The following is a 23126-nucleotide window of genomic DNA, read 5'->3' on the forward strand; positions in this document are numbered from 1 at the left end:
GGCAAAACAGCGGCACCATGCCATCATCGAAGAATTGAGCGCTAGACGCTTCGCGATCGCACCATCCCGAAGATGACTTCGAGCGCTTGATCCAGATCAATCCGCTTCGCGCGGGTGAACCGATATTCGCTGATACAACGTCGCAGGCTGGGCCCAGAGATCGCAGGGGGGCACGGAGCGACCAAAATGCCGCTGGCGGCATATTTCTGGAAGATCGGCGCGCTGTTGCTCGCGCTTTTGTTTGTTGCGGACTTTTATCTGCCCAGGGCGCCGGTCGTTCCGGGCGCGGCTGCGGACCGGCCGGCCATACGCATTCACTCCGAGCAAAAATTGCCCGAGCGGGTGGTCTTGGATACCTCGGCGGCGCCTGTCGTATCGAACATCGACACCGCGACCGCGCTCACCTCCACCCCGCCACCTGCCATCCGCGCAGACACTCCGGCGGTCGCGAATGCATTGGCGATGCTGCCGGATTCGCGTCCACCCGAATCCGCTGACCACAAGCGACAACGCAAACCGCAACACGTCGCGATCCGGCCGAAGCGACACGTGAAGCCGCAGATGGATCCGTGGGCGCGGCAACCACAGTACGCGTGGTTCGGATTCCGGCCCTGGTGATCGGTGCCGGCCGGCCGGCCGATAATCCGGGCGAATGATCATGATCGCTTGACGTCCGTATCGGGAAATTGCGGCAGGCTTGCCGGCATTTCCCGTCGGTGGCGGGGCTCGAGTTTGCAGGCGCTTACCCGTCTGCTACCGGCGGCTATGTTCCAGCATGCCCCCACTCCGCTCCGTACTCCTGGATCTTGACGGAACACTGGTCGATTCCCAGCCGGGCATTGTGGCAAGCAGCATCGCCGCGCTGCGTGCGCTCGGATACGATCCCGGTGACACGCTCGACATCAAGCGCGCCATCGGGCCGCCGCTCGAAGAGATGTTGCAGGCTTTGCTGAGGGCGCGCGGAGACGACCGGCTCGATGAGGCTGTGACGGCCTATCGGCACCATTACAGCGAAAGCGGTCTCTTCGGAAGCGAACCCTACCCCGGGATCAGCGGCGCGCTTGAGGAAATGCAGCGAGCTGGCTTGCGGATCTACCTCGCCACATCGAAGCGTGAAGTCTTCGCCCGGCGCATCCTGGAGAACCTGAAGCTGGCAACATATTTCGACGGCATCTACGGCTCGGTGCCGGGCGGCAAGCTCGATCACAAGCCCGAGCTGCTCGCCCATATCCTGTCTGAACAGGATATATCCGCCTCGCGCAGTCTGATGGTCGGAGATCGCCGGCATGACATCGCCGGAGCGCACGCGATCGATATGCGCGGTCTTGGCGTACTTTGGGGATATGGCAGCCGGGACGAACTCGAAGCGGCCGGCGCAGACCAGTTGGTGGAACGGACGGATGATCTCGCTGGCATGGTTTTATCCATGTTGAACGGATAGCCTCCGTTGCAAGCGGGTGATCCCTCACGGTCAGTGTGATCGTCTCAGGTCTTGCTTGTTGCAATCGGAAGTCGTGGAGCGGCCATGGCAAAGCATCGAATTTACACGACGAGCTTCGCAAGCGTTTACCCGCTCTATGTTGCTAAGGCAGAGAGAAAAGGGCGCACAAAAGCAGAGGTTGATCAGGTCATCTCTTGGCTGACTGTTTATGGGCAGAGGGAGCTTGAGACACAACTGGAGAAACAAACTGATTTTGAAACGTTCTTTGCAAATGCCCCGAGAATCAATCCTGCGCGAGCCCTGATTAAAGGCGTGGTTTGCGGTGTCCGAGTGGAGGATATCAAAGAACCAACTATGCAAGAAATTCGCTACTTGGATAAACTGATCGATGAGTTGGCGCGTGGAAAAGCTATGGATAAAATTCTGCGAAAATGATCCAGGGCGATTGAACCTCCGTCCACTTGGCTTGGCGACGTTGCGCGAATTTGCCGCGGTCCATCCCTTTAGGCGTTCATGCGCACTTAAGTACGTGGTGGAGGGCTAGGGTCCTCATGGTTTCCCGCTTCTAGCCCCAAATCAGATGCGCTCCGGCTTGTCAGATTTGCGCCGGCTTACGAAGACCTTCGCACTCGGATTTGAATCGCCTTCCCGCAACCGACTGCTTATGGTCGGACTATGTCCCGCCTCATGTGTCTATCCATTGCTATCGTTCTGTCGCTGCTGCCGTGTGTCGCGCCAGCGGATCCCGTTCACAAGCGGCCGGCGCCACGCTGGCACGGCTACGGCTTCCTGCCGGGCTATCGTCAGCCGCCGAGCAACAGCCAGCCGCTCTATGCGCAGAAGGACCCGACATGGCGCGTGGCGCGCAACAACCGACGCCCGTGGTACATCGACCCGGTCCCCCGCTATTACTGGTGGGATGGCGACTGGCACTATTTCGGTCGGCCCGGCATTTACAACGGCCGCTACAATGGCGGCAGCTTCGGACCATGCTGGACACGGACGCCGATCGGACCAATCTGGAATTGCGGCTGATCAGCCGATCGCTCGAGGCTGCCTGATTGATTTGACGGCTCGCCTCGCCGCATCGGCGAGGTCCGATGTGCGCTGCGACCTCAGACCTCGAGCCACTCCTGGCGCACCGCGGCGTTGGCCTTGAGCTGGCCCGGCGTGCCTTCGAACACGACGCGGCCATGTCCCATGATGTAGACTCGGTTCGATATCCGCATCGCGATCGAAAGCTTTTGCTCGACGAGCAGAATCGCGACGCCGGCCTGCGCGATGCGGGCAATCAGGTCGCCGACCTGCTGCACGATCAGCGGCGCGAGACCTTCGGTCGGCTCGTCGATCATGATGAGGTCCGGATCGCCCATCAGCGTCCGGCAGGTGGTCAGCATCTGCTTCTCGCCGCCGGACAGCACGCCCGCGGGCGTATCGGCGCGCGCGGCGAGATTGGGAAACAGGTCGAGCATGTCCTGAAGCCGCCATTTGCCGGGACGGCGCGTGTCCTTGATGCCGAGCAGAAGGTTTTGACGAACCGTCAGGCTCGGGAAGATGTCGCGATGTTCGGGAACATAGCCGAGTCCAAGACGGGCGATCCTGTAGCTTGGCAGGCCGGCGATGTCCTTGCCCTTGAAGCGCACCGTTCCTATCGGGCTGACCTCGCCCATGATCGCCTTGACCGTCGTGGAACGGCCCACACCATTGCGGCCGAGCAGACTCACCACCTCGCCGGCAGCGACATCGAGGTCGACACCCTGGAGAATGTGGCTCTTGCCGTAATAGGCGTGAAGATTCCTGACCTCGAGCATCAGTGCGCTTCCTCGCCGAGATAGGCTTCCTTGACCTTCGGATCGCGCCGAATCTCCTCGGGCGTGCCCGACGCGATGATGTGTCCGTAGACCAGCACCGAAATCCGGTCGGCGAGGCCGAAAACGACGCTCATATCATGCTCGACGATCACCAGGGTCCGCCCCTCGGTCAGTCGCCGAATCAGCGACACTGCGCGCTCGGTTTCGGCGTGGCTCATCCCTGCGGTCGGCTCGTCCAGCATGACGACGGTGGCGCCGCTCGCGATGGTGATGCCGATCTCCAGTTCCCGCTGCTCGGCATAGGTCAGGAGCCCCGCCGGAACATCGCGCCGGTGCGTGAGATGGATATCGTCCAGGATCTGGGCGGTCCTTTCCCGCACCTCGGCCAGGCTGTCCACATTCTTCCAGAATGCATAGCGATGCCCGGTCGCCCACAGCACGGCGCAGCGGACGTTCTCCCACACCGTCATGCGGGCGAACACGTTGGTGACCTGGAACGAACGCGACAAGCCGCGCCGGTTGATCTCGAACGGCCGCAGGCCGGAGATCTGCTCGCCGTTCAGCCGGATCTCGCCTGACGTCGGTTTGATATGACCGCTGATCAGATTGAACGTCGTGGATTTCCCCGCGCCGTTCGGCCCGATGATGGCATGCCGCTCGCCTTGCGCGACGCTCAGGTTCAGATCGCGAATGATGCCGACATTGCCGAAGCGCTTCTCGACAGCACGAACTTCAATGGCTGCAGTCATGCCAGATACCCCCGATCACGGGCGACCGTGGCTGCCCGGTCCCACGCTGCGGCGACGCGACGCCAGGTCAATCGCGCGACGATGAAGCCGCCGACGACGAGGACCGCTGCGGTGACCCATGTCACCGGCGATACTGGATTGAACGCAATGGCGAACAGATTGATGGGGTTGCTCGCTCCACCGGAATAGCGTGCGATCGTCTCTATCGTCAGGATGATGCCGCAGGCAAGCGCAACCGTCGGCACGATCGCGACGAGATAGGACGGAATCACGGTCCACAGCGTTCCGGCGCGGATCAACGGACGATGCATCATCAGGAGGCCGGCAATGCCGCCCGGCGAGAACATCACGATGCCGATGAAGATGATGCCGAAATAGAGCTGCCAGACGCTGGTGACGTTGGTCAGCCCGAGCTGGAGATAGGTCACCAGGATCGCGCCGAGGATCGGGCCGAAGAAATAAGCGGTCCCGCCGATGAAAGTCGCGAAGAGAACGAGACCGGACTGGATCGCGCCGAGATAGGCGGAGTTCGCGATCTCGAAATTGATTGCGGCCAATCCGCCGGCGATGCCGGCGAAGAACCCGGCAAAGCAATAGGCGATGTAGCGGACGACGTGCGGATCATAGCCGATGAACTGGACGCGCTCGGGATTGTCGCGGACCGCATTGCTGATCCGCCCCAGCGGGGTCCTGGTGAGCGCATACATCGCGATGGCGGATATCACCAGCCAGAACGCGATCAGGTAGTAGACCTGGAGCTGCGGCCCGAATGTCCAGCCGAACATGTGCGGCAAGGCCGTACGGTCCGTCGTGATGCCGGCTTCGCCGCCGAACACCGAGCGCAGGATCAATGACGAGGACGCCACCAATTCGCCGATGCCGAGCGAGATCATCGCGAACACGGTGCCGGCGCGCTTCGTCATTACCCAGCCGATCACCAACGCGAAGACGAGGCCACCGACCCCACCGAACAACGGGATGAAGGGCAGTGGAATCGGCCAGTCGTGCGCCACCACCGCATTCATCATGTGGCAGGCCGCGAAGCCGCCAAGGCCGTAGTGAACGGCGTGACCGAACGACAACAGGCCGGTCTGGCCGAGCAGGATGTTGTAGGAGAGCGCGAAGACGATCGCGATCCCGATCAGGCTGAAGGAGGTGAGCGATCCACCCGACGGGAAGACCAGCGGCAGCACGATCAGCGCGATCGCGGCGATCAGCCAGACCCCGTAGAAGCGCAGGTTTTCGCCGGCGGACTTTGCCGCGACTTTCGATGTCGACGTCTTCTTGGTGGTCATGACTCGCGCGTCCCCATCAGGCCCATGGGGCGAACGATCAGAATGAGCACCAGGAGGACATAGGGTACGATCGGCGCGACCTGGGCGACTGTGACGTTCCAGACGTCCGAGAGGACGGACGGTCCCGCCGACGGATCGAGCGGGCCAAAGGCGCTGGCCAGCGAGCCGTTCAGCGCCACCGCAAAAGTCTGCACCAGACCGATGACGAGCGAGGCGATGAACGCGCCCGGCAAGGAGCCTAGTCCACCAAAGACGATGACAACGAACAGGATGGGTCCGAGCGAAGCGGCCATATCGGATTGAGTCACCAAAGCCGGACCGGCGATCACGCCGGCAAGACCGGCGAGAGCGCTGCCGACGCCGAACACCAGCATGAACACCCGCCCAACATTGTGACCGAGATGCGCCACCATGTGGGGATGCGTGAGTGCCGCCTGCACGATGAGGCCGACCCGGGTGCGCTTGAGCACGATCAGCAGCGCCACGAAGATCGCGACCGACACCGCCAGCATGAAGATCTTGTAGGCCGGATAGTTGGTCGAGAAGACCGTGAAGGCCGGGAAGTCGAGCAGCGCCGGCACCCGATAGTCGAGCGGGCTCTTGCCCCAGATCATCGACACGATCTCTTCGATCGCGAAGGCGAGACCGAAGGTCAGCAGCAGTTCCGCGACATGGCCGTGCTTGTGCGTGTTGCGCAGGCCATAGCGCTCCACGGCCATGCCGATCGCACCCACGAGCAGCGGCGCGAGCACGAGCGCCGGCCAGAAGCCGATCCACTTCGTGAGCTGAAAGCCGAAGAAGGCGCCGAGCATATAGAAGCTGGCATGGGCGAAGTTGAGCACGCCCATCATGCTGAAGATGACGGTCAACCCGCTCGACAGCAGGAAGAGCAGCATGCCGAACAGCACGCCGTTCAGGGTCGAAATGACAATGAGTTCAAGCACAGCGCACTCGTGGCTATCCAGGGCCGCATGGCCCCGGCGGACATCGTTCAATCGGTCAAACGCATTCCGGTCGCCATCTTCCCGCGACCGATGACGGTCGCGGGAAAGCGACCTGCCCCGTGGTTACGGCCGCTTCATTTTGCAGGTCGTGGAAACCATGGCCTGCGGCGTATCGATCTTGGAGACCAGGTGCCAGCCCCAACCGGTGTTCTCCTCATCGAACGGCTCGTTCGCGGCAAGCTTGCCGAAGGAGGAGATGTAAATCGGTTGGAAGAACTGATGGTCGTCCTTGCGCATGACGCCGGTGCCGCCATCCAGGACCTCGAACTTGAGGTCCTCGAGCGCCGCTGCGACCTTCACGGGGTCGATCGAGTTGGCCTTCTCGGCCGCGGCCTTGAACATGCGCATCTCGTTGACGGCGCGCGGATACCAGAGCGACATGTTGGCCTTGGCGCGGAACGCCTTCTCGAAGTCCATCGCGGCCTGGTTGCCCGAGTTGGCAAAGCCCTCGGTGATCTGGAAGACCTGGTGATCGAGACCGGTCTGCTTGATCGCCGTCGGGCCACCGGCGCCGCCGGCGTAGTAGGTATACCAGTTGACCTTCAGGCCGGCATCGGCGGCGGCCTTGAGCAACAGCGCGATGTCCTGGCCCCAGTTGCCGGTGACGACGCTGTCGGCACCGGACGCCTTGATCTTCGCGATATAGGGCGAGAAGTCCGTGATCTTCAGCAGCGGATGCAGCTCGTCGCCGACGATCTCGATGTCAGGCCGCTTCGCCGCCAGCATCTTGCGCGCATCGCTGCGCACCGACTGGCCGAACGAGTAGTCCTGATTGATCAGGTACACCTTTTTGATCGAGGCGGTGTCCTTCATGTAGCTGGTGAGCGCCTCCATCTTGATGTCCGAGCTGGCATCCCAGCGGAAATGCCAGTAGCTGCACTTCTCGTTGGTCAGGCTCGGATCGACGGCGGCGTAGTTGAAGTACAGGACTTCCTTGCCGGGATTGCGCGTATTGTGCTTGGTAACGAAATCCTCGAGGGCCGCACCGACGGACGAACCGTTGCCTTGCGTGATGTAGTGAACGCCGGCGTCGATCGCCTTCTGGGCCTGCACCAGGCTTTCTTGCGGATTGGTCTTGTTGTCGAGCGGCACGATCTCGACCTTGTGGCCGAGAATGCCGCCCTTGGCGTTGATCTCGTCGGCCAGATACTGGAATGTCTTTAAACCACCCTCACCGACACTGGCACCGCCTCCGGACAGCGGATCGATGTAGCCGATCTTGATGGTGTCCTCGGCCCACGCCGCGTGACCAAACAACGGCGCGACCACGGCAATGGCCAAAGCTAACTTACGCATTCTGTCGTTTCCTCGCTGACTGTCGACTTTAGTCGATGGGTGTATGCGCATATTGCCGCGCAATTTCAACGTCATACTGCGCGAACGGTCGATGCGTGACAAGCCGCGCCAGGACATGGCTTCTTCGGCCACTACGTCAAAAAGTAAAAGCAGATGGTTGTCCGTTTCGCAGAACATTCCGCGAGGAGAAATAGAACGCCAATGTGCGTTTCGCGCTCAGGACGATCGTACCATTCATCGCCCTGGTCTTGAGGCGAAGAGGCCGCCTCACCGAGACGGCCTCTTCCCTTGTGGTCGGCATCAAATCACTTGGCGTAGCCTTATTTGGTGTAGCCTTATTTGGTGTAGCCCTGGCTTGTGCACCACCACATGGCTTCACCCGCTGTCGCGCCATGCTCCACGACGTATTTCCGGCACGCTTCGTAATTGACAGCATAGCGTTTGGCGCACGGGACGGAGGAAATGCTTCCGCTGCTCCAGGAGCATTTGTACTGAGCATTTGCCGTCGACATTGACAGGGTTGCGACAGCGAGACTCACGACGACGAGCGACAAGGTCTTCATGGCTATCTCTCCTGCATTCCTGGGATAGCGAGTGCTATCCCAGGTGGCACGATAGCACGCGTTCGACCGCGCCTGTCCGACGAGTGTCATTCCGCCGAAGCTGAACAGCCATTCAAGAAAGTTCCTGCCTGGTTCCTGCAACGGCTGATCCCAACAGCCGTTGACCCCCGCACGAACGATGCACAGGAGGAACGGATGAATAAGCTCACTTACGCTCTTGCAGCGGTAGCGACGCTTGCGGTCAGTGCCCCGACCATCGCAAATGCAGGCGGCTTCGGCGTCTACGTCGGCGGCGACAGGGACTATTACGGAGACCGCTATGACGGTCCGGGCGTGCGCATCTACGGTCACGACCGCGGCTGGCATCGTGGCTGGTACCATCATGACCGCGACTTCGATCGCGGCGTGGTGATCCGCCGTCACTACTGGGACGAGGACTAAAGGAGTCCCGTCATCGAGCTTGGAAGGCCTCGCGCAAGCGAGGCCTTCCTGTTTTGTGGTGACAGGACGTGCTTATCGGTTCACGCCCGTCAGCAAGGGGCTTTGCGCTCCTAGCGGAAGTACCCCAGCACGAGATCGAGGTCGGAGCGGCCGGCAACGGTGCCGTTGAGCTCGGCGTCGATGACACGACGGCAGGCGTCCACGGCGGCCTGGTCGCCGAGGTCGTTGGCGGCTTCCAGCACGAGCCAGGCCGCGTCCACCGACGCCTTCTCCGGGGCTGCGCCAGCATCGACGGCGAGACCCTTGTTGAGATTCTTGCGGATTGCGGTGCCGAATTGAGGCAACATTGCAAACACTCCCCTCTCGAATTCCGGAATGATGCTCAGTGCATCTGCAGCTCGGCCTGACGACCCGCGGCGGGATCGGCGGCCGCGCTGTTCTTGCGCGACTGGTAGAACTTCAGGATGCTGCGCGACGTCTCGATGTTGAGGCGGCCGAACTCGCGCTCGCTATCGTTGAGGTCCCGCGCCGTGATCAGATGATCCTTGGCGCCGAGAAACAACAGCGCCATGGTGGTGTCCCAGGAGAAATCGAGCGCCTTGCACAGGACCAGGAGCATCTCGCGATTGCGGTCCATCATCGCACGCTCGATCACGTCCACGGGAAGCGACGACAGCAGCGACAGGCCGATCTGCACCTCGTCGAAACGGTGCTGGCGCGCATAGCTCGAGATCGAGTCCTGGTTGAGATTGCCCTGCCGGTACTGCGTCGTCACCACGCGCTTGGCGACGAAATAGCTGCGCGAGGACGGACCGAACTTGGATTGCAGGTCGCCGGTGACCTCGGTCACCGAGCTCTGGATCTGCGCCATCATCTCGGGACGCTCGGTCTCGAGCCGACGGCGGACGTCCTCCGACGCCTTGGCGATGAGCTGCTGGAAGATGTGCCGCGGCACGTCCTTGCGCAGGCCAAGTTGTTCAGCAAGAATCGAATCTCCCTCGGCGCGCCTGACCATGTGGAGCAGGCCCGAACCCGAGAAACGCGCGCCCTCGTTCCTGGCGACGGAGGTCACGACCTCCCGGTTGCCGCGCTTGACCAGCACGTCGGTCACGGCCTCGCCGATCGACTCGCGCTGCGAGATCGCCAGCAGGTGCGACTGGCCCTTGGTCATGGCGTTCTCGATCAGCATCTTCTCGTCGATGCGTGTCGAGTCGCGCAACACGGGGCCGGCCACCTCGATCTCGTCGTCGAAGGCGAGCTGCTCGATCACGTTGAGCGGCGCGTGATCGCACGCCGCCATCAACTCGGAGAGCTGCGTGCGCGCGGCGACCTCGATCTCGTCGGCGAGCCGTCCGATGACCTCGCCGAACATGCTGATCTCGTCGTCGCTGTAGCGGCCGGTGATCAAAAGATCGGTCGCGTGCCACAACGCCCGCGCCCGGCTTTCGTCGGTGCCCCGCGCGATCGCGTCGTCCAGATCCTGCAGAAGCGATTTCGCCCCGTTCATTCGATGACCCCAATTCTTGGCGAGCCGTCTTGCCTCTTGGCAAGCCGCCGAATTCCTCTTCGAACGAGGCTAGCCGTCAAACGCGAGAATTCAGTAAAATCGGCAAAGCAGTTTTGCCGACCAATTTTCAGTAAAATGCGAGGGAAATTCTTCACCGCCGCGCAGGGTTCGTCACTTCTCCCGTAGGGAGAGGTGAACACCGCGGCGCGCGGACTGCATCTAACGCTTCAAGGATTTGACGGTGTCAGGACCAGCGGCGGCTTCGGCTTGGGTCTTGGCGGCGGCGGTCCCGGCGCCGGCCTTATCTCGATCGGCGGCGGCAGCGGCGCGACCTGCTGGCTCGCGAGCGGCGGGTTCGGCGCGGCGGGGGCTGGGTGCGGCACCTTTGGCGTCGGCGCGACCTTCGCCTTCGGCGGAATGCGGCGCGGATCCGGGCCCGGCATTGGCACGTTGACCGGCGTCTGCTCGGGCGCCGCGTCCGGAGAGACCAGCGTGGGAAGCGCGGCGGTGGCCGGCGGCGGCTCGCCGCGTTCGATGGCATCCAGCCGCCGCGTCTCGCGATCGATCGTGCGTACCGCGAGCCACGAGGATAGTGGCGCGAGATCGACGGTGCGGCTCAGCTTGTCCGGGGGACCTGCCGCAAATAGCTGGATCTCCGGCGGAGCGCCGGAGAGCCCAATCATGATCGGTGTCAGGCTGGCGCGAATGTCGGCCTGGTCGGCTGGAATGTCGTAACCGCCCGAGACGATGGCGCGGGCGTTCTTCGCCTCCAACGTCGTCGCACCGACGCGCAGGCGGCCATCGCGGATCGTGAACGGAATTTGCGCCGAGGCGACCGCGATCGGGCCGGCCGACAGCGCGGGCTCGACGAGCTGCCGGAGCCGGTTGTCATCGGTGACCTGGCCGCCGTCGCTGGCGCGGATGGCGATCTCGAAGGCGCGCGGATCGAGGCCGGTGATCTCGGCCGAGTTCAGCGTCACCGTGCCGTTGCCGGCCAGCGCGCCGGTCAGCGCCCCCACGCTGCGGCCCTGGCTCGTCAACGCCACCTGCACCGAGGCGCGCCCCTTCGGCAGCGCGAGGTTGCGATAGCGCAGCATCGTCGCATCGACATTGGTGAGCTCGAGCCGCGCGTTCACCGCAAGACCGTTGGGGCCGTTCCTGGCATCAAGGTTTGCAGACATCTCGCCGCCGCCGATGCTGCCCTTGAGGGCATCGAGCGAGAGCGCCTGGCCGTCGTGCCTGATCGTGCCACTGAACGGGCGCACCTCGATGCCGCCCGGCAAGCTCCCACGCAAGGCCTGGAAGGCAATGCGGCCGCGCCAGTTGCCGAGAAGCCCCGGGCTCAGCGGCTCGCCCGCATCATGAGCGGACGCGCCGAGGGCGACCGCGAGCGCGGGCACGAGATCGAGCGTATCGAGGCCGACCTCGCCGTCGAGGCTTCTGTCCTGGTCCAGCGTCATCGCCAGATGGCCGCGCAGGCGCGAGCCTCCGGCCGTGCTGTCGAGATCGTCGAAGGTCAGCTTGTTGCCGGACAGGCTGACGTGCGAGGACAGGGTGACGTTCTGCGCCGATTTTTCGGCCGGGCTGATCCCGAACAGCGGCGCCAGATTGGCGTTACGCACGCGCAGGCTCGCACTGCCGTTGGATGCCGACCAGTCGAAGCTGCCCTGCGCGTCCGCGTCCAGCCCGCCCGAGAGTTTTGCGCTGAATTGCAGCGGCTTCTGCCAGACGCCACTCAGGCGCCCCTCGAACTGCGATGCCCCGTCGCCCGCGGCCACAGCGCGATCGAGGCCGATCAGCGCGAGCAGCGTCGCGGCCTGCGGCGTCGACACTTTCGAGTCTAGCGTGAAATCGCTGTTGCGCAGCCTGTCGATGTCGATGCCGCTGACCGCCGCCGCCGGAGTCTGCGCGGCAAGCGTCGCGGTGGCCTTGAGTTGCGGCGCATCGAGGTCCAACACCGCGCGCGCGTCGGTCCGGTCGGCATGTTCGGCGTTCTTGTCGAGGCTGAGATTGAGCTTCAGCCGTGTGGCGCCCGGCAAGCCCTCGATGGCATCGAATCGCGCACGGACCACCGGCGCGACCGGCTCGACCAGCGCCGCGAGTTCGCGCAGCGAGTTGGCCGATGATGTCAGCGCAAGGCGGCCAGTCGCATGCGCGCGATCGAAATTGCCGCTCGCCTCCGTGGTCACGCCGCTGGCCTGGCCGAACCGGAGCTGCTCAAGCGTCAGCGAAGTCGGGCTGTAGCCGAGCTTCGCCGTGAACGGGCGCAGCTCCTGGCCGGCCGAGACGGCACGGCCGACATCGAGCGAAAGCTTGGCTTCCTCCGGCCATTCGCCTTGCGGGCCGGCCATCGCACGCACGAAGGCAGATGCCGCGTCGAGATCGAGCCGGTCGGCCTTGAGCTCCGCCTCGATCCGCGATCCCTTGTTCGCGCCGACTTGCGTGAAGGCGATCCGGCCCTCGACGGCGCCGCCTTCGATCTCGGCTTTCAGCCGTTCGATTGCCAGATGGTTGGCGGCAATGGTCACGTCGCCGTTAAGGCGCAGCGGCCTCGTGCTGCGCCGGTTGACGTCGCTGCGGCCCTGGAGCCAGGCCACCAGCACGTCGGGATCGGAGGATTCGACGCTGAGGCGGCCGCTGAAGCGATCGGAGCCGGGAGCGGCACCGTTCAGAGAAAGCTGCGTCATTCCGGGCGCGCGCAGGTCGAGCCGCCGGAAGGTCCAGGATTTTCCGTCGGTCTGCAGCTCGGCCGTGATGTTCTGGAGCGGACGTCCGCCCAGCGTGATCTGCTCGGAGTTGAATTCGATCTGCGCCGGGATCGGCGTCTGCGGGATCGCCGCGAGGCCGGCGCGCAGGACAGGGAGGATGCGCAGCGGCTCGGCATCGTCTTTCCCGGCCAGCTTGTCGGCATCGAGCTGGCGCGCCGAAAGCACCGCGCGCAGCAGTGGCGCCGCACCGAACCTGATATCGCCGACGCCGCCCATCTTCAGCGCATTGTCCTCCGCGCCGAAGCTTGCGTCGATCTGATCGAACTTCGCACCGGCCGGATCGGCCTTGAGCTTGGCGCTGAGCTTCCACGGCGTCGGCCCCGCGTCGCCCGGCTTCTTGGGCGCCGGCACGGCCAGCGTCAGCGCGCCGTCGAATTTCGGCAGCCGGTTCTCGAAGGCGAGCACGCCCTCGAGATCGGCCAGGATGGCGCGCTCGCCGGGATCAATGTTGAGATGGAGGCGGGTGGCGCTGCCGTCGGCGCTCGGACCAGAGGAGATTCGGAACGGATAACGGGTGCGCCCGATGGTGAAATTGCCGTCGCCGCGCACCGAGCCTGCGAGCGAACGCACGTCGCCGGAGAATGCGATGTCGTTCAATTCCAGCGTCGAGCGGCTGGCGGCATCATGCAGGGCGATGCGGCCGGTGAGGTTGAGCCGCTCGATCGCGAGCGAAGCGAGGTTGAAGCTGCCGCTCGCGGTGGATGGCAGGTCGACCCGCCCCTTGGCATCGAGGCCGAGATCGACCGCCATGCCGTTGACCGTGAGCTCGGTGGCGCGCCATTCGCCGCGCATCAGGGAGCCGAGGCTGAACTCGACGTCGAGCTTGTCGGCACGTAGGCGGCCGAGATCGTTGTTACCGCCGAAGGTGACGGAGCGCAGGCGCAGCGTCGGCGCCGGCAGCAGCCGCGCATCCAGCTCGCCAGCCACGCGCACCGGTACGCCGATGATTCGGGTCGCCTCCGCCTCGAACTGGGGCCGGAACTGGTTCCAGTCGACGAAGTAAGGCCCGATCAGCGCGGCCAGCAGCGCAATGATGAAGGCAATCGCTAATCCGAGCAGCGTCGTCTGCACGGGTCTCCCCTCGGGCTAACCGGCGCCCGGGCCACCCCCAAGCCTTACGTCACTGCCTAAACCCGCGCCGGAACAGCCCCTTATATAGGGGGAAGTGTGGCGAAGTCACAGCGACTGTTGCGCGCGGAGGTTAACGCCGGTGGGTGATCAGACCCTCATGGTGAGGAGGCGCGCAAAGCGCCGTCTCGAACCATAGAGGCCCCGCTCCCGCCCGAGGCCATCCTTCGAGACGCCCGCCTTGGGCGGGCTCCTCAGGATGAGGAGTGCTCGTAGAACCAACACCGAAGGCTGTTACCAGCTCGCCGGCAGCCGCTTCAGGCCGCGCAGCACGAAGGTCGGCCGCCATTCCGGGTTCTCGACGTCATCGATCCGCAAATTCGGCAGCCGCCGCAGCAGCGTGGCGATGGCGATCTCGGCCTCGATGCGCGCCAATTGGGCGCCCAGGCAGAAATGGATGCCGCCGCCGAACGACAGCGGCTTGACGTTCGGCCGTGTGATGTCGAGCCGGTCGGGGCTATCTGGATAGACCGCCGGATCGTGGTTGGCCGAGCCGAGCAGGCAAAGCACGGTCTCGCCCTTGGGAATCCGCACGCCGCCGAGATCGTCGATCTCCTCCAGCGTGACACGCCCGGTCATCTGCACCGACGAATCGTAACGCAGGAATTCCTCGATCGCGTTGGTGATCAGCTCCGGCTTCGCCTTGAGCAGCGCGAGCTGATCCGGGTTGCGGTGTAGCGCCAGGAGGCCGTTGCCGATCAGGTTGACGGTGGTCTCGTGACCGGCGCCGAACAGCAGGATGATGTTGGCGGTCAACTCCTCATTGGTGAGCTTGTGACCGTCCTCCTCGGCCTGCACGAGCTGGGTGGTGAGATCGTCGCCGGGATTGCGGCGGCGCAGCTCGAACAATTGCTGGAAATACATCTGCGCCATCAGGTTGCCGGCGTTGCCCTGCTTGATCTCCTCCGGCGAGAGCGGCACGGGATCGAGCAGCCGCCCGCCATCGCGCGAGCTCTTGTAGAAGGCCTCGCGATGATCCTCGGGGATTCCGAGCATGTCGCAGATGATGGTGACCGGCAGGCGGAAGGCGAAATCCTCGATCAGGTCCATGTGGCCGTGATCGATCACCGCATCGATGGCCTGGTCGACGATCTCCTGGATGCGCGGCCGCATGTCCTCGACGCGGCGGGCGGTGAAGGCCTTCACGACCAGGCCGCGCAGGCGGGTGTGATCGGGCGGATCCGCCTGCAGCATCCAGTGGCTCATGCTGCGGAAGACCGGCTCCTCCATGATCTTCTCACCATAGCGCCGCTTGGAGCGTTCGACGTAGTCCTTGCCGAAGCGCTTGTCGCGCATCACGAGACTCACCTCGGCATGGCGGCTGGCGACGAAGGAGCCGAACGACGACACGTGGACCGGATCGGTCGTCCGCAGCCGCTGATAATGCGGATAGGGATCCCGGATGAACTCCGGCGACAGCGGATTGAACAGCGGCCCGCTGCCTGCGGGTTGCACATGCTCGTTCACGGTGACCTCAAATCGGTTGCCGCATGAAACGAATACGCCGGCCGCCTTCCCCGAAATGCTCGGCGTAACCATCCCTGAATCTTCAATTCGATACATTGTTGTATCGAGTTGCATTCTCGCCTAACCTGAGCCGATGTCAAGGGTGCGAACGAGGCCAACCAGGGACGACACGCGCGACAAGCTGTTCGAGGCGGCCGCCCGCGTGTTCGAGCAGGAGGGCATCGGCGGGGCGAGCATCGAGGCGATCGCGGCTGCGGCCGGCTTTACCCGCGGGGCGTTCTATTCAAACTTCAGGGGCAAGGACGAGCTGATCATCGCGATGCTCGAGGACCATGTCGAGCAGTCGATCCGGCGCAATCTCGACATCCTCGCTGAGCATACCGACCTCGATGATTTCATCGCGGCACTCAAGGCGATGGACCGCAGCCGGCAGGACCCGCTCGGCCGCTCGCCGCTCCTGCACATGGAGATGATCCTCTACGTCGCGCGCGCCGAGAAACGCCGCCCCGAGCTCGCCAAGCGCCTGCGCGCACGGCGCAAGCTGATCGCCGACATCGTCGAGGCCACGCTGAAGGGGGATGGCAGAAACGACACGCTCAACCCGTCATGGACGGCGTCCGTCGTGCTGGCGCTGGAAGACGGCTTCCGCCTGCACCGGCTGATCGATCCCGACACCACGCCAGCCGACAGCTTTTTGCGCGCCATTACGGATTTGAGGCGCAGAACGGGATTATCGCCGGACTAGGGTGTGTTCCCAATAGAATCGTCGAGCCAGCTTTACCTCGAAAGCTGACGTTCAAGCGACGTGGGCACAGCAGCATATTCATCACAAACCCGCGTCCGGCTTCGGGCGCGCTCCGACGCCGCTTTCAAGGAGCGGTCTAAGAAAAGACCTGTCATGTCTCAGGAAGCATTTGGTTTCTCGGTAATATGCAATCGCCCTCTGGCAATCAGGATCGCTGGCCGCCTTGGAGCGGTAGGCTTCGTAGTCGGCAAGCGAAGGAAATGAAAACAATGCGATCGCGACGTAGTCCCCGCCTTCATGCGGTAAGAAATAGCCGTGATGCGTGCCGCCGAATTTTTCAACGAGTGGCAGCCACATCTTGGCGTAGGTCTCGAATTCTTTCGCTTTGAAGGGTTCGATCTCATAGCGGAGATAGCAGGTTATCATTTTCAGTCTCCTCATGACGGCCGATTGTACGCCTGCCGTCCCATCACACCATCAGAAGTCAGATCCGTACATTCCTCGGGCGCGGGCCACAACCGAGCCGGCGTCCGGTCGGGGTCACAACCGGCCGACGGAAGATCGCTGATGCGAAGGAGTGCCCTCAACTACCAGACTAGCTGCAGGCGACGGGTCGATTTTCATTCCGGCAGTCCGGCTTGGCGCAATCCTTCCGCGTATCGGGAAACGTTCTCGGACTTTTGATAAGGCCCCAACCCGTCTTTCAAATTGGAAAGAACCAGCGTGGGATTTAGCTCTCGCAGCCTGGCCAATAATTGCCGCGCCTGCCCCATGTGTCCAGCCATCGCGTTGCTTGCGGCAGCGATGCGCAGCGCAGGTTGGAAGTTTGGATTGTCCTGCAATGCCATTGCAGCCCAGCCTGCCGCTTCTTCGTAGCGGCCGGCAAAGAAATGTGCATGCGCGACGCCGCTTCGCATCCCGCCGATCCGTGGATCTAGGGGATCCAGGCGCATAGCACGCGCGAAGCGTTCGATCGCAGCTTCGGGCTCTCCGAGCCAACTTTTCACCCATCCGCCGAAACGCCACGCCTCCGCCAGATTGGAATTCAGCACAAGCGCCCGTTCCATCAAGTCGGCGGCTGCGCCGAGATCGTGAACGACAAACGCTAACGCCCATCCGCTCGCGGCCAGCGCGATCGCATCGTCTCTGCCGAGTTCGATCGCTTTCCGAGTGAGCCGCCCGACCTCGGCTATCTCGTTCGGAGTGACTACAATCCAACCATCAGCCTTAAGGCGGGCGAAGCAGGAGGCGGCACGCCCGTAGGCACAGGCGAAGTCTGGATCAAGCTCGATTGCACGATAGAATAGGCCTAGCGCCTCTTCGTTCGCTTGCTGGCTGGCAAACTGGTACAGCTTGGCCATCCCGCGCAAATAGAAGGCGTAAGCATCCAAACTCTCTGTCCGTTTACGCTTGGTGTGCTCGATCTCCGCCTTTTCCACGGCCGGTGCAATGGCGGCAACAACGCTCTCGGTCACTCGATCCTGCAGATCGAAGATGTCGTCAAATCCGCCATCGATTCGATTGGCCCAGAGATGCCCCCCGGTTCCGGTATCGAGAAGCTGTGCCGTGATCCGTATGCGGTTTGCTGCTTTGCGGATGCTTCCTTCCAGAACATAGCGTACTCCAAGCTCGCGCCCGATCTGCTTCACATCGACCGCGCGCCCCTTGTAAGTGAAGCTGGAGTTCCGAGCAATGACGACCAATGCCTTGAAGTGAGATAGCGCCGTTATGATGTCATCGACCATTCCGTCAGCAAGATATTCCTGCTCCGGATCGGCGCTCAGGTTGACGAAGGGGAGAACGGCGATTGAAGCCTTATCGGGCCTGAGAGCCGGCTGAGGCGGTTCTATCGGACGACCGGCGATGATTGGATCTGCGCCCTCCTGTGCCTCCTGCACGCGTCCGATGAAGCGGTAGCCCTTCCGCGGCAGTGTCTTGATGAGGCGCTGCTCATCGCCGGAATCGCCGATCGCGTTCCGAGCAGCATTCAACCGGGTCGTCAGCGCGGCATCAGATACGATACGGCCGTTCCAGACAGCCTTGATAATCTCTTCCTTGCTGAGGACGCGTTCCCTGTTGCAAATCAAAAAGTCGAGCAGATCGAATACTCGTGGCGGGACGGAAACTAAGTCCGTCCCGCGGTGCAGTTCGCGTCGTTCAGCGTCAAACACGAACTCATCAAAGAAATAGCGCAAGCTGCCATGATCCGGGTTACGCGCGAGGGTGCTGGTGCCGAAAGATAATCCAACGGTGAACAAATAGTAAGCCGGAGGTTAAGCGCGCACGGACGTGGCCTGGTACGGTCTTCGCGAGAGAATTCAAATCGTTGAGCACAGGTCGCTGAAGGGGGATGCCATGAGCATTTTCAGTCGCTCGGCCGCTGTCATCAGTATCCTTCTGGGCGCCATCTTTTCCTGGAGTTCTGCTGTCATTGCCGCCGACTGGCCGCATCGAACTGTTCGTTTAATTCTGCCCGTGCCGGCGGGAGCCGCGGCGGATTTCACCGCCCGGCTCTTTGCCGAACGACTCTCCCAACGCTGGGGACAGCCCGTCATCGTGGAAAACCGGCCAGGAGCCGACGGGATTGTCGGAGTCTCTGCCTTTCTCGGCACCGATGACGACCATACCCTGCTGTATGCAATCTCGGCGGTTTTTACCGTCCATCCAATTACGCAACAAAAGTTGCCCTATGATCCGGTTCGCGACCTCGTCCCGATCTCCCCGACTTCGGATGTTGTCCTTGCAATCGCGGCCTCCGAAAAGAGTTCAATCCGCTCGCTCGACGACCTGGTCCGAACGGCTCGCGCTCAACCGGGCAAGCTGAACTGGGCCGCTTCGCCTGGTCTTCCGCCCTTCATTGCAGGCGGGTTCTTCAAGCGTTCGAAACTGGATCTCGCTTTTGTCTCCTATCGCGACATTGGTCCTGCTCTCCAGGATCTTGGCGAGGGCCGCATAGATGTATTCGTTCACGCGCTGGGTGTGATCATGTCGCAGGTGCAGTCAGGCAGAGCGCGGCTCCTTGCAGTCGCCAGCGACGTTCGCGTGCCGATTGCTCCTGATGTGCCGACCGTAACCGAAGCCGGATTCCCCGAGCTTCGAATGGATGGCGTGGTGGGATTTTACGGCAAACGTGGAATGCCCGACACACTGCGCGATCGGATTGCATCTGATGTCCGCGCCGTCGCGAGCGATCCCGGCGTTGGTGAACGACTGGCTGCCGTTGGACAGACCGCCCGTCCGGGCACCGCGGCCGAGTTCGCCGGTTTGCTGGATCAATACCGTCGACGCCTTGCCGATCTCGCGAAAACCATAGATTTCGAAGCGCCCCAGTGACGGAGGCCCGGCAAATGACATCCTGCCCTCGGCTGGATCTGCTCGACCTGATCAATGGTTTTCAGATTACGCAGGCGATCCATGTCGCGTCAGCCCTGCGGGTCGCCGATCATCTAAGCGGCGGGGCTCGTTCTGCCGGCGAACTCGCGGCGCTGACAAAAAGCCATCCCGATTCGCTATACCGATTGTTGCGCGCGCTCGCGGCGGTGGGTGTTTTTCTGGAAGAGGAAGGCCGAAGGTTCACGCTCACTCCCATGGGCGATTGTTTGCGTACGGATTCAGTGACGCCGCTCGGAGCGTGGGCGGAAGTCGTCGGAAGCCCCTATTTCTGGCAAACTTGGGGCCACCTGTTGCATAGCGTCCAAACCGGCGAGAACGCATTTCAAAATCTAAATGGCAAGAACGTGTGGCAATTCCGCGCCGAGCACCCCGAATACGGTGCAGCGTTCGATCGAGCGATGACTCAACTTTCGCGCGGCAGCGCCGAAGCGGCGATCCGCGCTTATGATTTCTCCTCGTTTCGTCATATCGTTGATGTCGGCGGCGGCCAGGGTTTGATGTTGGCCGAGATCCTGCTCGCTCACCGTGACATGCGCGGCACGCTGTTCGATCAGCCGGACGTCGTAGCGGGAGCAAAGGCTATATTGATGGAACGTGGCGTCATCGAGCGATGCAATGTCGTCGGCGGAAGTTTCTTCGAAACGGTGCCTGAAGGCGCTGATGCTTATCTAATGCGAGTGGTAATTCACGATTGGGAAGACGACGAAGCCATCGCTATATTGAAAGTGTGCCGGCGCGCAATGCGGGAAAGTGCAAAATTGCTTCTCATCGAGCGGCTCGTCGCGCCCCCAAATGAAATGCCGGCAACCAAGTTCAGCGATCTTAATATGCTGGTCTCGCCGGGCGGACGAGAGCGAACGCGCGCGGAATTTTCAGAGCTCTTTGGCAAGTCCGGCTTCGAGTTGACGCTCGTTTTTCCGGCGGGCGTCCACAACGTGATTGAGGCTCGCCCGCGCTAAGCCTCCGGCATCGCCCATCCGCGTCGGGCGGGACGAACCAAAGAAATTCTGGTTCCGCATCCAGCTTTCGAGGACCGCAGACGCCCGCTTCGAGTCCAAAAGCGGCGGTGGACGCAAGCGCGGGTCGATGACCGATTTACCACTGAGAACTGACGTGACAACGACCTGAACGTGAGCCACAAGGCGACGTATCAAGTGCCGGTTTCCGCTTGAATCCTGTGCAACCGGCCGGCCACGGCCCGTACCTTGCGCGGCGCGGCCTGCCAGATTGCGACCGCCGACAATCCGCTCACGAAAATCGCGATGGCGAAGGCGAGCGTATAGTCGCCGGCGCGATCATAGAGCAAGCCGGTCAGCCACGGGCCGGCCGCGCCGCCTGCCAGCGCCGCCAGCATGATCGTGCCGAAGATGCTGCCCTGGTGCCTGCCCTGAAAAATCTCGAACACCACCGCGCCCATGACCGAGGTGAGGCCGTAGCCGAGTGCGCCTTGCGTGAACACCATCAGATAGATGAGCCACAATGAGGGCTGGAATTTCAGCGCCATCAACGCCGCAAAGCAGATCGCAAAACCCGCGCAGCTTATCGCCCAAACCCATTCCCGCCCGACCCGGTCGGAGAGATGGCCGAGCAGGATCTGGCCGGGAATGCCGAGCAGGCTGACGACCCCGAGCGCCCACACCGCGACGTTCGCGCTGAAGCCGATGTCGAGCAGGAATTTGGTCTGGTGCACCTGCACCGCGTACCAGATGTACAGGCCGCAGAAATAGCCGAGCGCGATCCACCAGAAGCGTGCGGTCGCAAGCGCACGCTTGAGCGTCCAGTCGGTGCCAGCCCAGGCGGGATCGACGATGTTGGAGACGGGCTTTGCCGCGCCCTCGGCCGGCGCTCCATCACCGTCGGGTTGAAGACCAATGTCCTCAGGGCGCTTGCGCAGGAACAGGTTGATCGGCGCCAGCACGATCAGGATGAGCAGGCCCATCACGGTGCAGGCGGTGCGCCAGCCGGTCTGCTCGATCAGATGCTGTACCCATGGCAGCAGCGTCACCGAGCCGATGCCGACGCCGGCAAAGGCGATGCCGATGGCGAAGCCGCGCTTGCGGATGAACCAGTTCGGCAGAAACAGCGATTGGCCGGAATAGCCTAGGCAGACGCTGCCGGCGCCGACCATGACGCCGATCGTGACATAGAGATGCCAGGGCTGGCTCGTGAGCGGCGCGAGCAACATCCCGCCGCCCATCAGCGCAACGCCGAGCTCCATCACCGCGCGCGGACCGGCGCGGTCCATCAACCGGCCGATCAGCGGGCTGACAAAACCCGAGACCACGAAGCCGAAGGAGAAGGCGCCAGCCGTGACGCCGCGCTCCCAGCCGAATTCGGAGATGATCGGCGGAAAGAACAGCGAGAACGCGGTGCGCGCGTTGACGCCGATCGCCATGGTGACGAAGGTCACGGCGACCACGATCCAGCCGTAGAAGAACGGAAGCCGCATGTTGCGTTTGTTTCATCCCTAGACGATCCTTCCGACCATCTGGGGATGCCAGGGTCAAGCGCTATTCGCGCATGCCCGTTGGGCGATCACGGCCGCCTCGTCCAGCGGTCGGCATTGACGGCGCCGATGGGTATCTCACCTTTGATGATCGCGTCGACCTGCCGTACCGTTTCCAGCGACTGATATTCGATCGCCTGCGGCGTCAGCCCACCGACATGGGGCGTCGCGATGACGTTGGCAAGCGCGGCCAGCTCCGGCGTCGGCATCTGGTCGGGCGCGCGGCCGACATCCATCGCCGCGCCGGCGATGCTGTTCTCGCGCAGCGCTCGCGCAAGCGCGGCCTCATCGACGAGATTGCCGCGCGAGAGATTGATGAACACGGCATGCTTCTGCATTCGCGCGAGCACCGCCTCCCCGATCAGGTTCTCGGTCTCTTCGTTCGCGATAGCGAGACAGACGACATAATCCGATGCAGACAGGAGCTCGTCGAGCCCGACCTGCCGGATGGCGCTGTCGCTGACGGTCACGAAGGGATCCGACACCAGGATCTCCATCTGCAGCACCTTGGCGATTTCGGCGAGATAGCGTCCGATGCTGCCATAGCCGATGATGCCGATCCTGCTGCCGGCGAGCTGGCGGCCCATCCGCGCTTCCGGCTTGCGGCCGGCCTGATAATCGGCCGTCGTCCGCGATATGCCGCGCGACAGATCGACCATAAAGCCGAGCGCGAGCTCGGCGACCGCCTGCACAAAGCCGGGGCCGGCGCGGGTCACGAGCACGCCGGCCTCAGATGCCGCCTCGACGTTGACGTTGCGGATGTCGACGGCACAGCGGACGAAGGCGGAGAGGCGCGGCAATTGCGGAAAGATCTCGCCGCAGCCTTCGGTCATGCGGTCGGCCACGATGATGTCGGCGCCTTTCGCGGCGCGAACGAGGCCAGCAGCGTCGAGCGGCTGGTCGCCCTCGTGCAGGATCACCTCGGCTATCGCTTGCAAGCCGCTCAGGCTGCGCGCGCCATAATAGTTCCGGCGCATCTCCGGCGTGTGAGCCAACAGGACTTTCACGGCAA

22 protein-coding genes are annotated in these 23126 nt (G+C 62.9%); 8 read left to right on the forward strand and 14 right to left on the reverse strand.

Annotation, left to right across the window (positions count from 1 at the left end; translation table 11 throughout):
• The first annotated feature begins 186 nt into the window (after positions 1–186).
• The 4 genes from MTX21_RS16150 (at position 187) to MTX21_RS16165 (ending at position 2476) form a co-directional block, all read left to right on the forward strand.
• Positions 187–618 (forward strand): hypothetical protein, encoded by a 432-nt coding sequence (locus MTX21_RS16150; RefSeq protein ID WP_280965765.1) that lies wholly within the window; start codon positions 187–189, stop codon positions 616–618.
• A gap of 157 nt (positions 619–775) precedes the next feature.
• The gene (locus MTX21_RS16155; protein WP_280965766.1) at positions 776–1441 is read left to right on the forward strand and encodes an HAD hydrolase-like protein; all 666 of its coding nucleotides are present in this window, start codon (positions 776–778) and stop codon (positions 1439–1441) included.
• Between the two features lie 84 nt (positions 1442–1525).
• The gene (locus MTX21_RS16160; protein ID WP_280965767.1) at positions 1526–1876 is read left to right on the forward strand and encodes a DUF2200 domain-containing protein; all 351 of its coding nucleotides are present in this window, start codon (positions 1526–1528) and stop codon (positions 1874–1876) included.
• A 240-nt stretch (positions 1877–2116) separates the two neighbouring features.
• Positions 2117–2476, forward strand: coding sequence for a hypothetical protein (locus MTX21_RS16165; protein WP_280965768.1), 360 nt, complete (start codon positions 2117–2119; stop codon positions 2474–2476).
• An 80-nt stretch (positions 2477–2556) separates the two neighbouring features.
• On the opposite strand, the gene MTX21_RS16170 is transcribed toward MTX21_RS16165, so the two are convergent.
• The 6 genes from MTX21_RS16170 to MTX21_RS16195 all read right to left on the reverse strand — a co-directional run bounded on the left by MTX21_RS16170 (position 2557) and on the right by MTX21_RS16195 (position 8159).
• Positions 2557–3252 carry an ABC transporter ATP-binding protein gene (locus MTX21_RS16170; RefSeq protein ID WP_280965769.1) on the reverse strand — a complete coding sequence of 232 codons (696 nt, stop codon included), beginning with the start codon at positions 3250–3252 and terminating at the stop codon, positions 2557–2559.
• Complete coding sequence (locus MTX21_RS16175; protein WP_280965770.1) at positions 3252–4001, reverse strand: ABC transporter ATP-binding protein; 750 nt, start codon at positions 3999–4001, stop codon at positions 3252–3254. The genes MTX21_RS16170 and MTX21_RS16175 overlap by 1 nt, the downstream gene beginning before the upstream one ends.
• Complete coding sequence (locus MTX21_RS16180; RefSeq protein WP_280965771.1) at positions 3998–5296, reverse strand: branched-chain amino acid ABC transporter permease; 1299 nt, start codon at positions 5294–5296, stop codon at positions 3998–4000. The genes MTX21_RS16175 and MTX21_RS16180 overlap by 4 nt, the downstream gene beginning before the upstream one ends.
• The gene (locus MTX21_RS16185; RefSeq protein ID WP_280965772.1) at positions 5293–6240 is read right to left on the reverse strand and encodes a branched-chain amino acid ABC transporter permease; all 948 of its coding nucleotides are present in this window, start codon (positions 6238–6240) and stop codon (positions 5293–5295) included. Before MTX21_RS16185 ends, MTX21_RS16180 begins: the two co-directional genes overlap by 4 nt.
• Before the next feature lie 123 nt (positions 6241–6363).
• Entirely contained in the window at positions 6364–7596 is a 1233-nt protein-coding gene (locus MTX21_RS16190) for a branched-chain amino acid ABC transporter substrate-binding protein (protein ID WP_280965773.1), read from the reverse strand.
• 335 nt (positions 7597–7931) lie between these two features.
• Entirely contained in the window at positions 7932–8159 is a 228-nt protein-coding gene (locus MTX21_RS16195) for a hypothetical protein (protein WP_280965774.1), read from the reverse strand.
• Positions 8160–8354: 195 nt separating this feature from the next.
• On the opposite strand from MTX21_RS16195, the gene MTX21_RS16200 reads away from it, so the two are divergent.
• Positions 8355–8600, forward strand: a complete 246-nt coding sequence (locus MTX21_RS16200; RefSeq protein ID WP_280965775.1) for a hypothetical protein — start codon at positions 8355–8357, stop codon at positions 8598–8600.
• Positions 8601–8710: 110 nt separating this feature from the next.
• Here MTX21_RS16200 and MTX21_RS16205 read toward each other — a convergent pair whose 3' ends face one another.
• The 4 genes from MTX21_RS16205 to MTX21_RS16220 form a co-directional block, all read right to left on the reverse strand.
• On the reverse strand, positions 8711–8947 hold the full coding sequence (locus MTX21_RS16205; protein ID WP_280965776.1) for a hypothetical protein: 237 nt from the start codon (positions 8945–8947) through the stop codon (positions 8711–8713).
• Between the two features lie 35 nt (positions 8948–8982).
• Complete coding sequence (locus MTX21_RS16210; protein WP_280965777.1) at positions 8983–10107, reverse strand: DUF2336 domain-containing protein; 1125 nt, start codon at positions 10105–10107, stop codon at positions 8983–8985.
• A 227-nt stretch (positions 10108–10334) separates the two neighbouring features.
• Positions 10335–13946 (reverse strand): AsmA-like C-terminal region-containing protein, encoded by a 3612-nt coding sequence (locus tag MTX21_RS16215; RefSeq protein WP_280965778.1) that lies wholly within the window; start codon positions 13944–13946, stop codon positions 10335–10337.
• 291 nt (positions 13947–14237) lie between these two features.
• Positions 14238–15470, reverse strand: a complete 1233-nt coding sequence (locus MTX21_RS16220; protein ID WP_280965779.1) for a cytochrome P450 — start codon at positions 15468–15470, stop codon at positions 14238–14240.
• 133 nt (positions 15471–15603) lie between these two features.
• On the opposite strand from MTX21_RS16220, the gene MTX21_RS16225 reads away from it, so the two are divergent.
• Positions 15604–16215: a TetR/AcrR family transcriptional regulator gene (locus MTX21_RS16225; RefSeq protein ID WP_280965780.1), complete on the forward strand. Its 612-nt coding sequence runs from the start codon at positions 15604–15606 to the stop codon at positions 16213–16215.
• An 81-nt stretch (positions 16216–16296) separates the two neighbouring features.
• Here the strand turns inward: MTX21_RS16225 and MTX21_RS16230 are convergent, their stop codons facing one another.
• Together MTX21_RS16230 and MTX21_RS16235 are read right to left on the reverse strand one after the other, a co-directional pair.
• Positions 16297–16641, reverse strand: coding sequence for an NIPSNAP family protein (locus MTX21_RS16230; protein ID WP_280965781.1), 345 nt, complete (start codon positions 16639–16641; stop codon positions 16297–16299).
• Positions 16642–16835: 194 nt separating this feature from the next.
• Entirely contained in the window at positions 16836–18410 is a 1575-nt protein-coding gene (locus tag MTX21_RS16235) for a winged helix-turn-helix domain-containing tetratricopeptide repeat protein (RefSeq protein ID WP_280971074.1), read from the reverse strand.
• A gap of 160 nt (positions 18411–18570) precedes the next feature.
• Between MTX21_RS16235 and MTX21_RS16240 the strand changes: the two genes are divergently transcribed.
• Both MTX21_RS16240 and MTX21_RS16245 read left to right on the forward strand, forming a co-directional pair.
• Positions 18571–19548: a tripartite tricarboxylate transporter substrate binding protein gene (locus MTX21_RS16240; protein ID WP_280965782.1), complete on the forward strand. Its 978-nt coding sequence runs from the start codon at positions 18571–18573 to the stop codon at positions 19546–19548.
• A gap of 14 nt (positions 19549–19562) precedes the next feature.
• Positions 19563–20567, forward strand: a complete 1005-nt coding sequence (locus MTX21_RS16245) for a methyltransferase (protein ID WP_280965783.1) — start codon at positions 19563–19565, stop codon at positions 20565–20567.
• Positions 20568–20758: 191 nt separating this feature from the next.
• Here MTX21_RS16245 and MTX21_RS16250 read toward each other — a convergent pair whose 3' ends face one another.
• On the reverse strand, positions 20759–22057 hold the full coding sequence (locus tag MTX21_RS16250; RefSeq protein ID WP_280965784.1) for an MFS transporter: 1299 nt from the start codon (positions 22055–22057) through the stop codon (positions 20759–20761).
• A gap of 86 nt (positions 22058–22143) precedes the next feature.
• Positions 22144–23121 carry an NAD(P)-dependent oxidoreductase gene (locus tag MTX21_RS16255; protein ID WP_280965785.1) on the reverse strand — a complete coding sequence of 326 codons (978 nt, stop codon included), beginning with the start codon at positions 23119–23121 and terminating at the stop codon, positions 22144–22146.
• Positions 23122–23126 lie beyond the last annotated feature (5 nt).

This window comes from Bradyrhizobium sp. ISRA430 (assembly GCF_029909975.1).
In the GTDB taxonomy this organism is placed as follows: Bacteria; Pseudomonadota; Alphaproteobacteria; order Rhizobiales; family Xanthobacteraceae; genus Bradyrhizobium.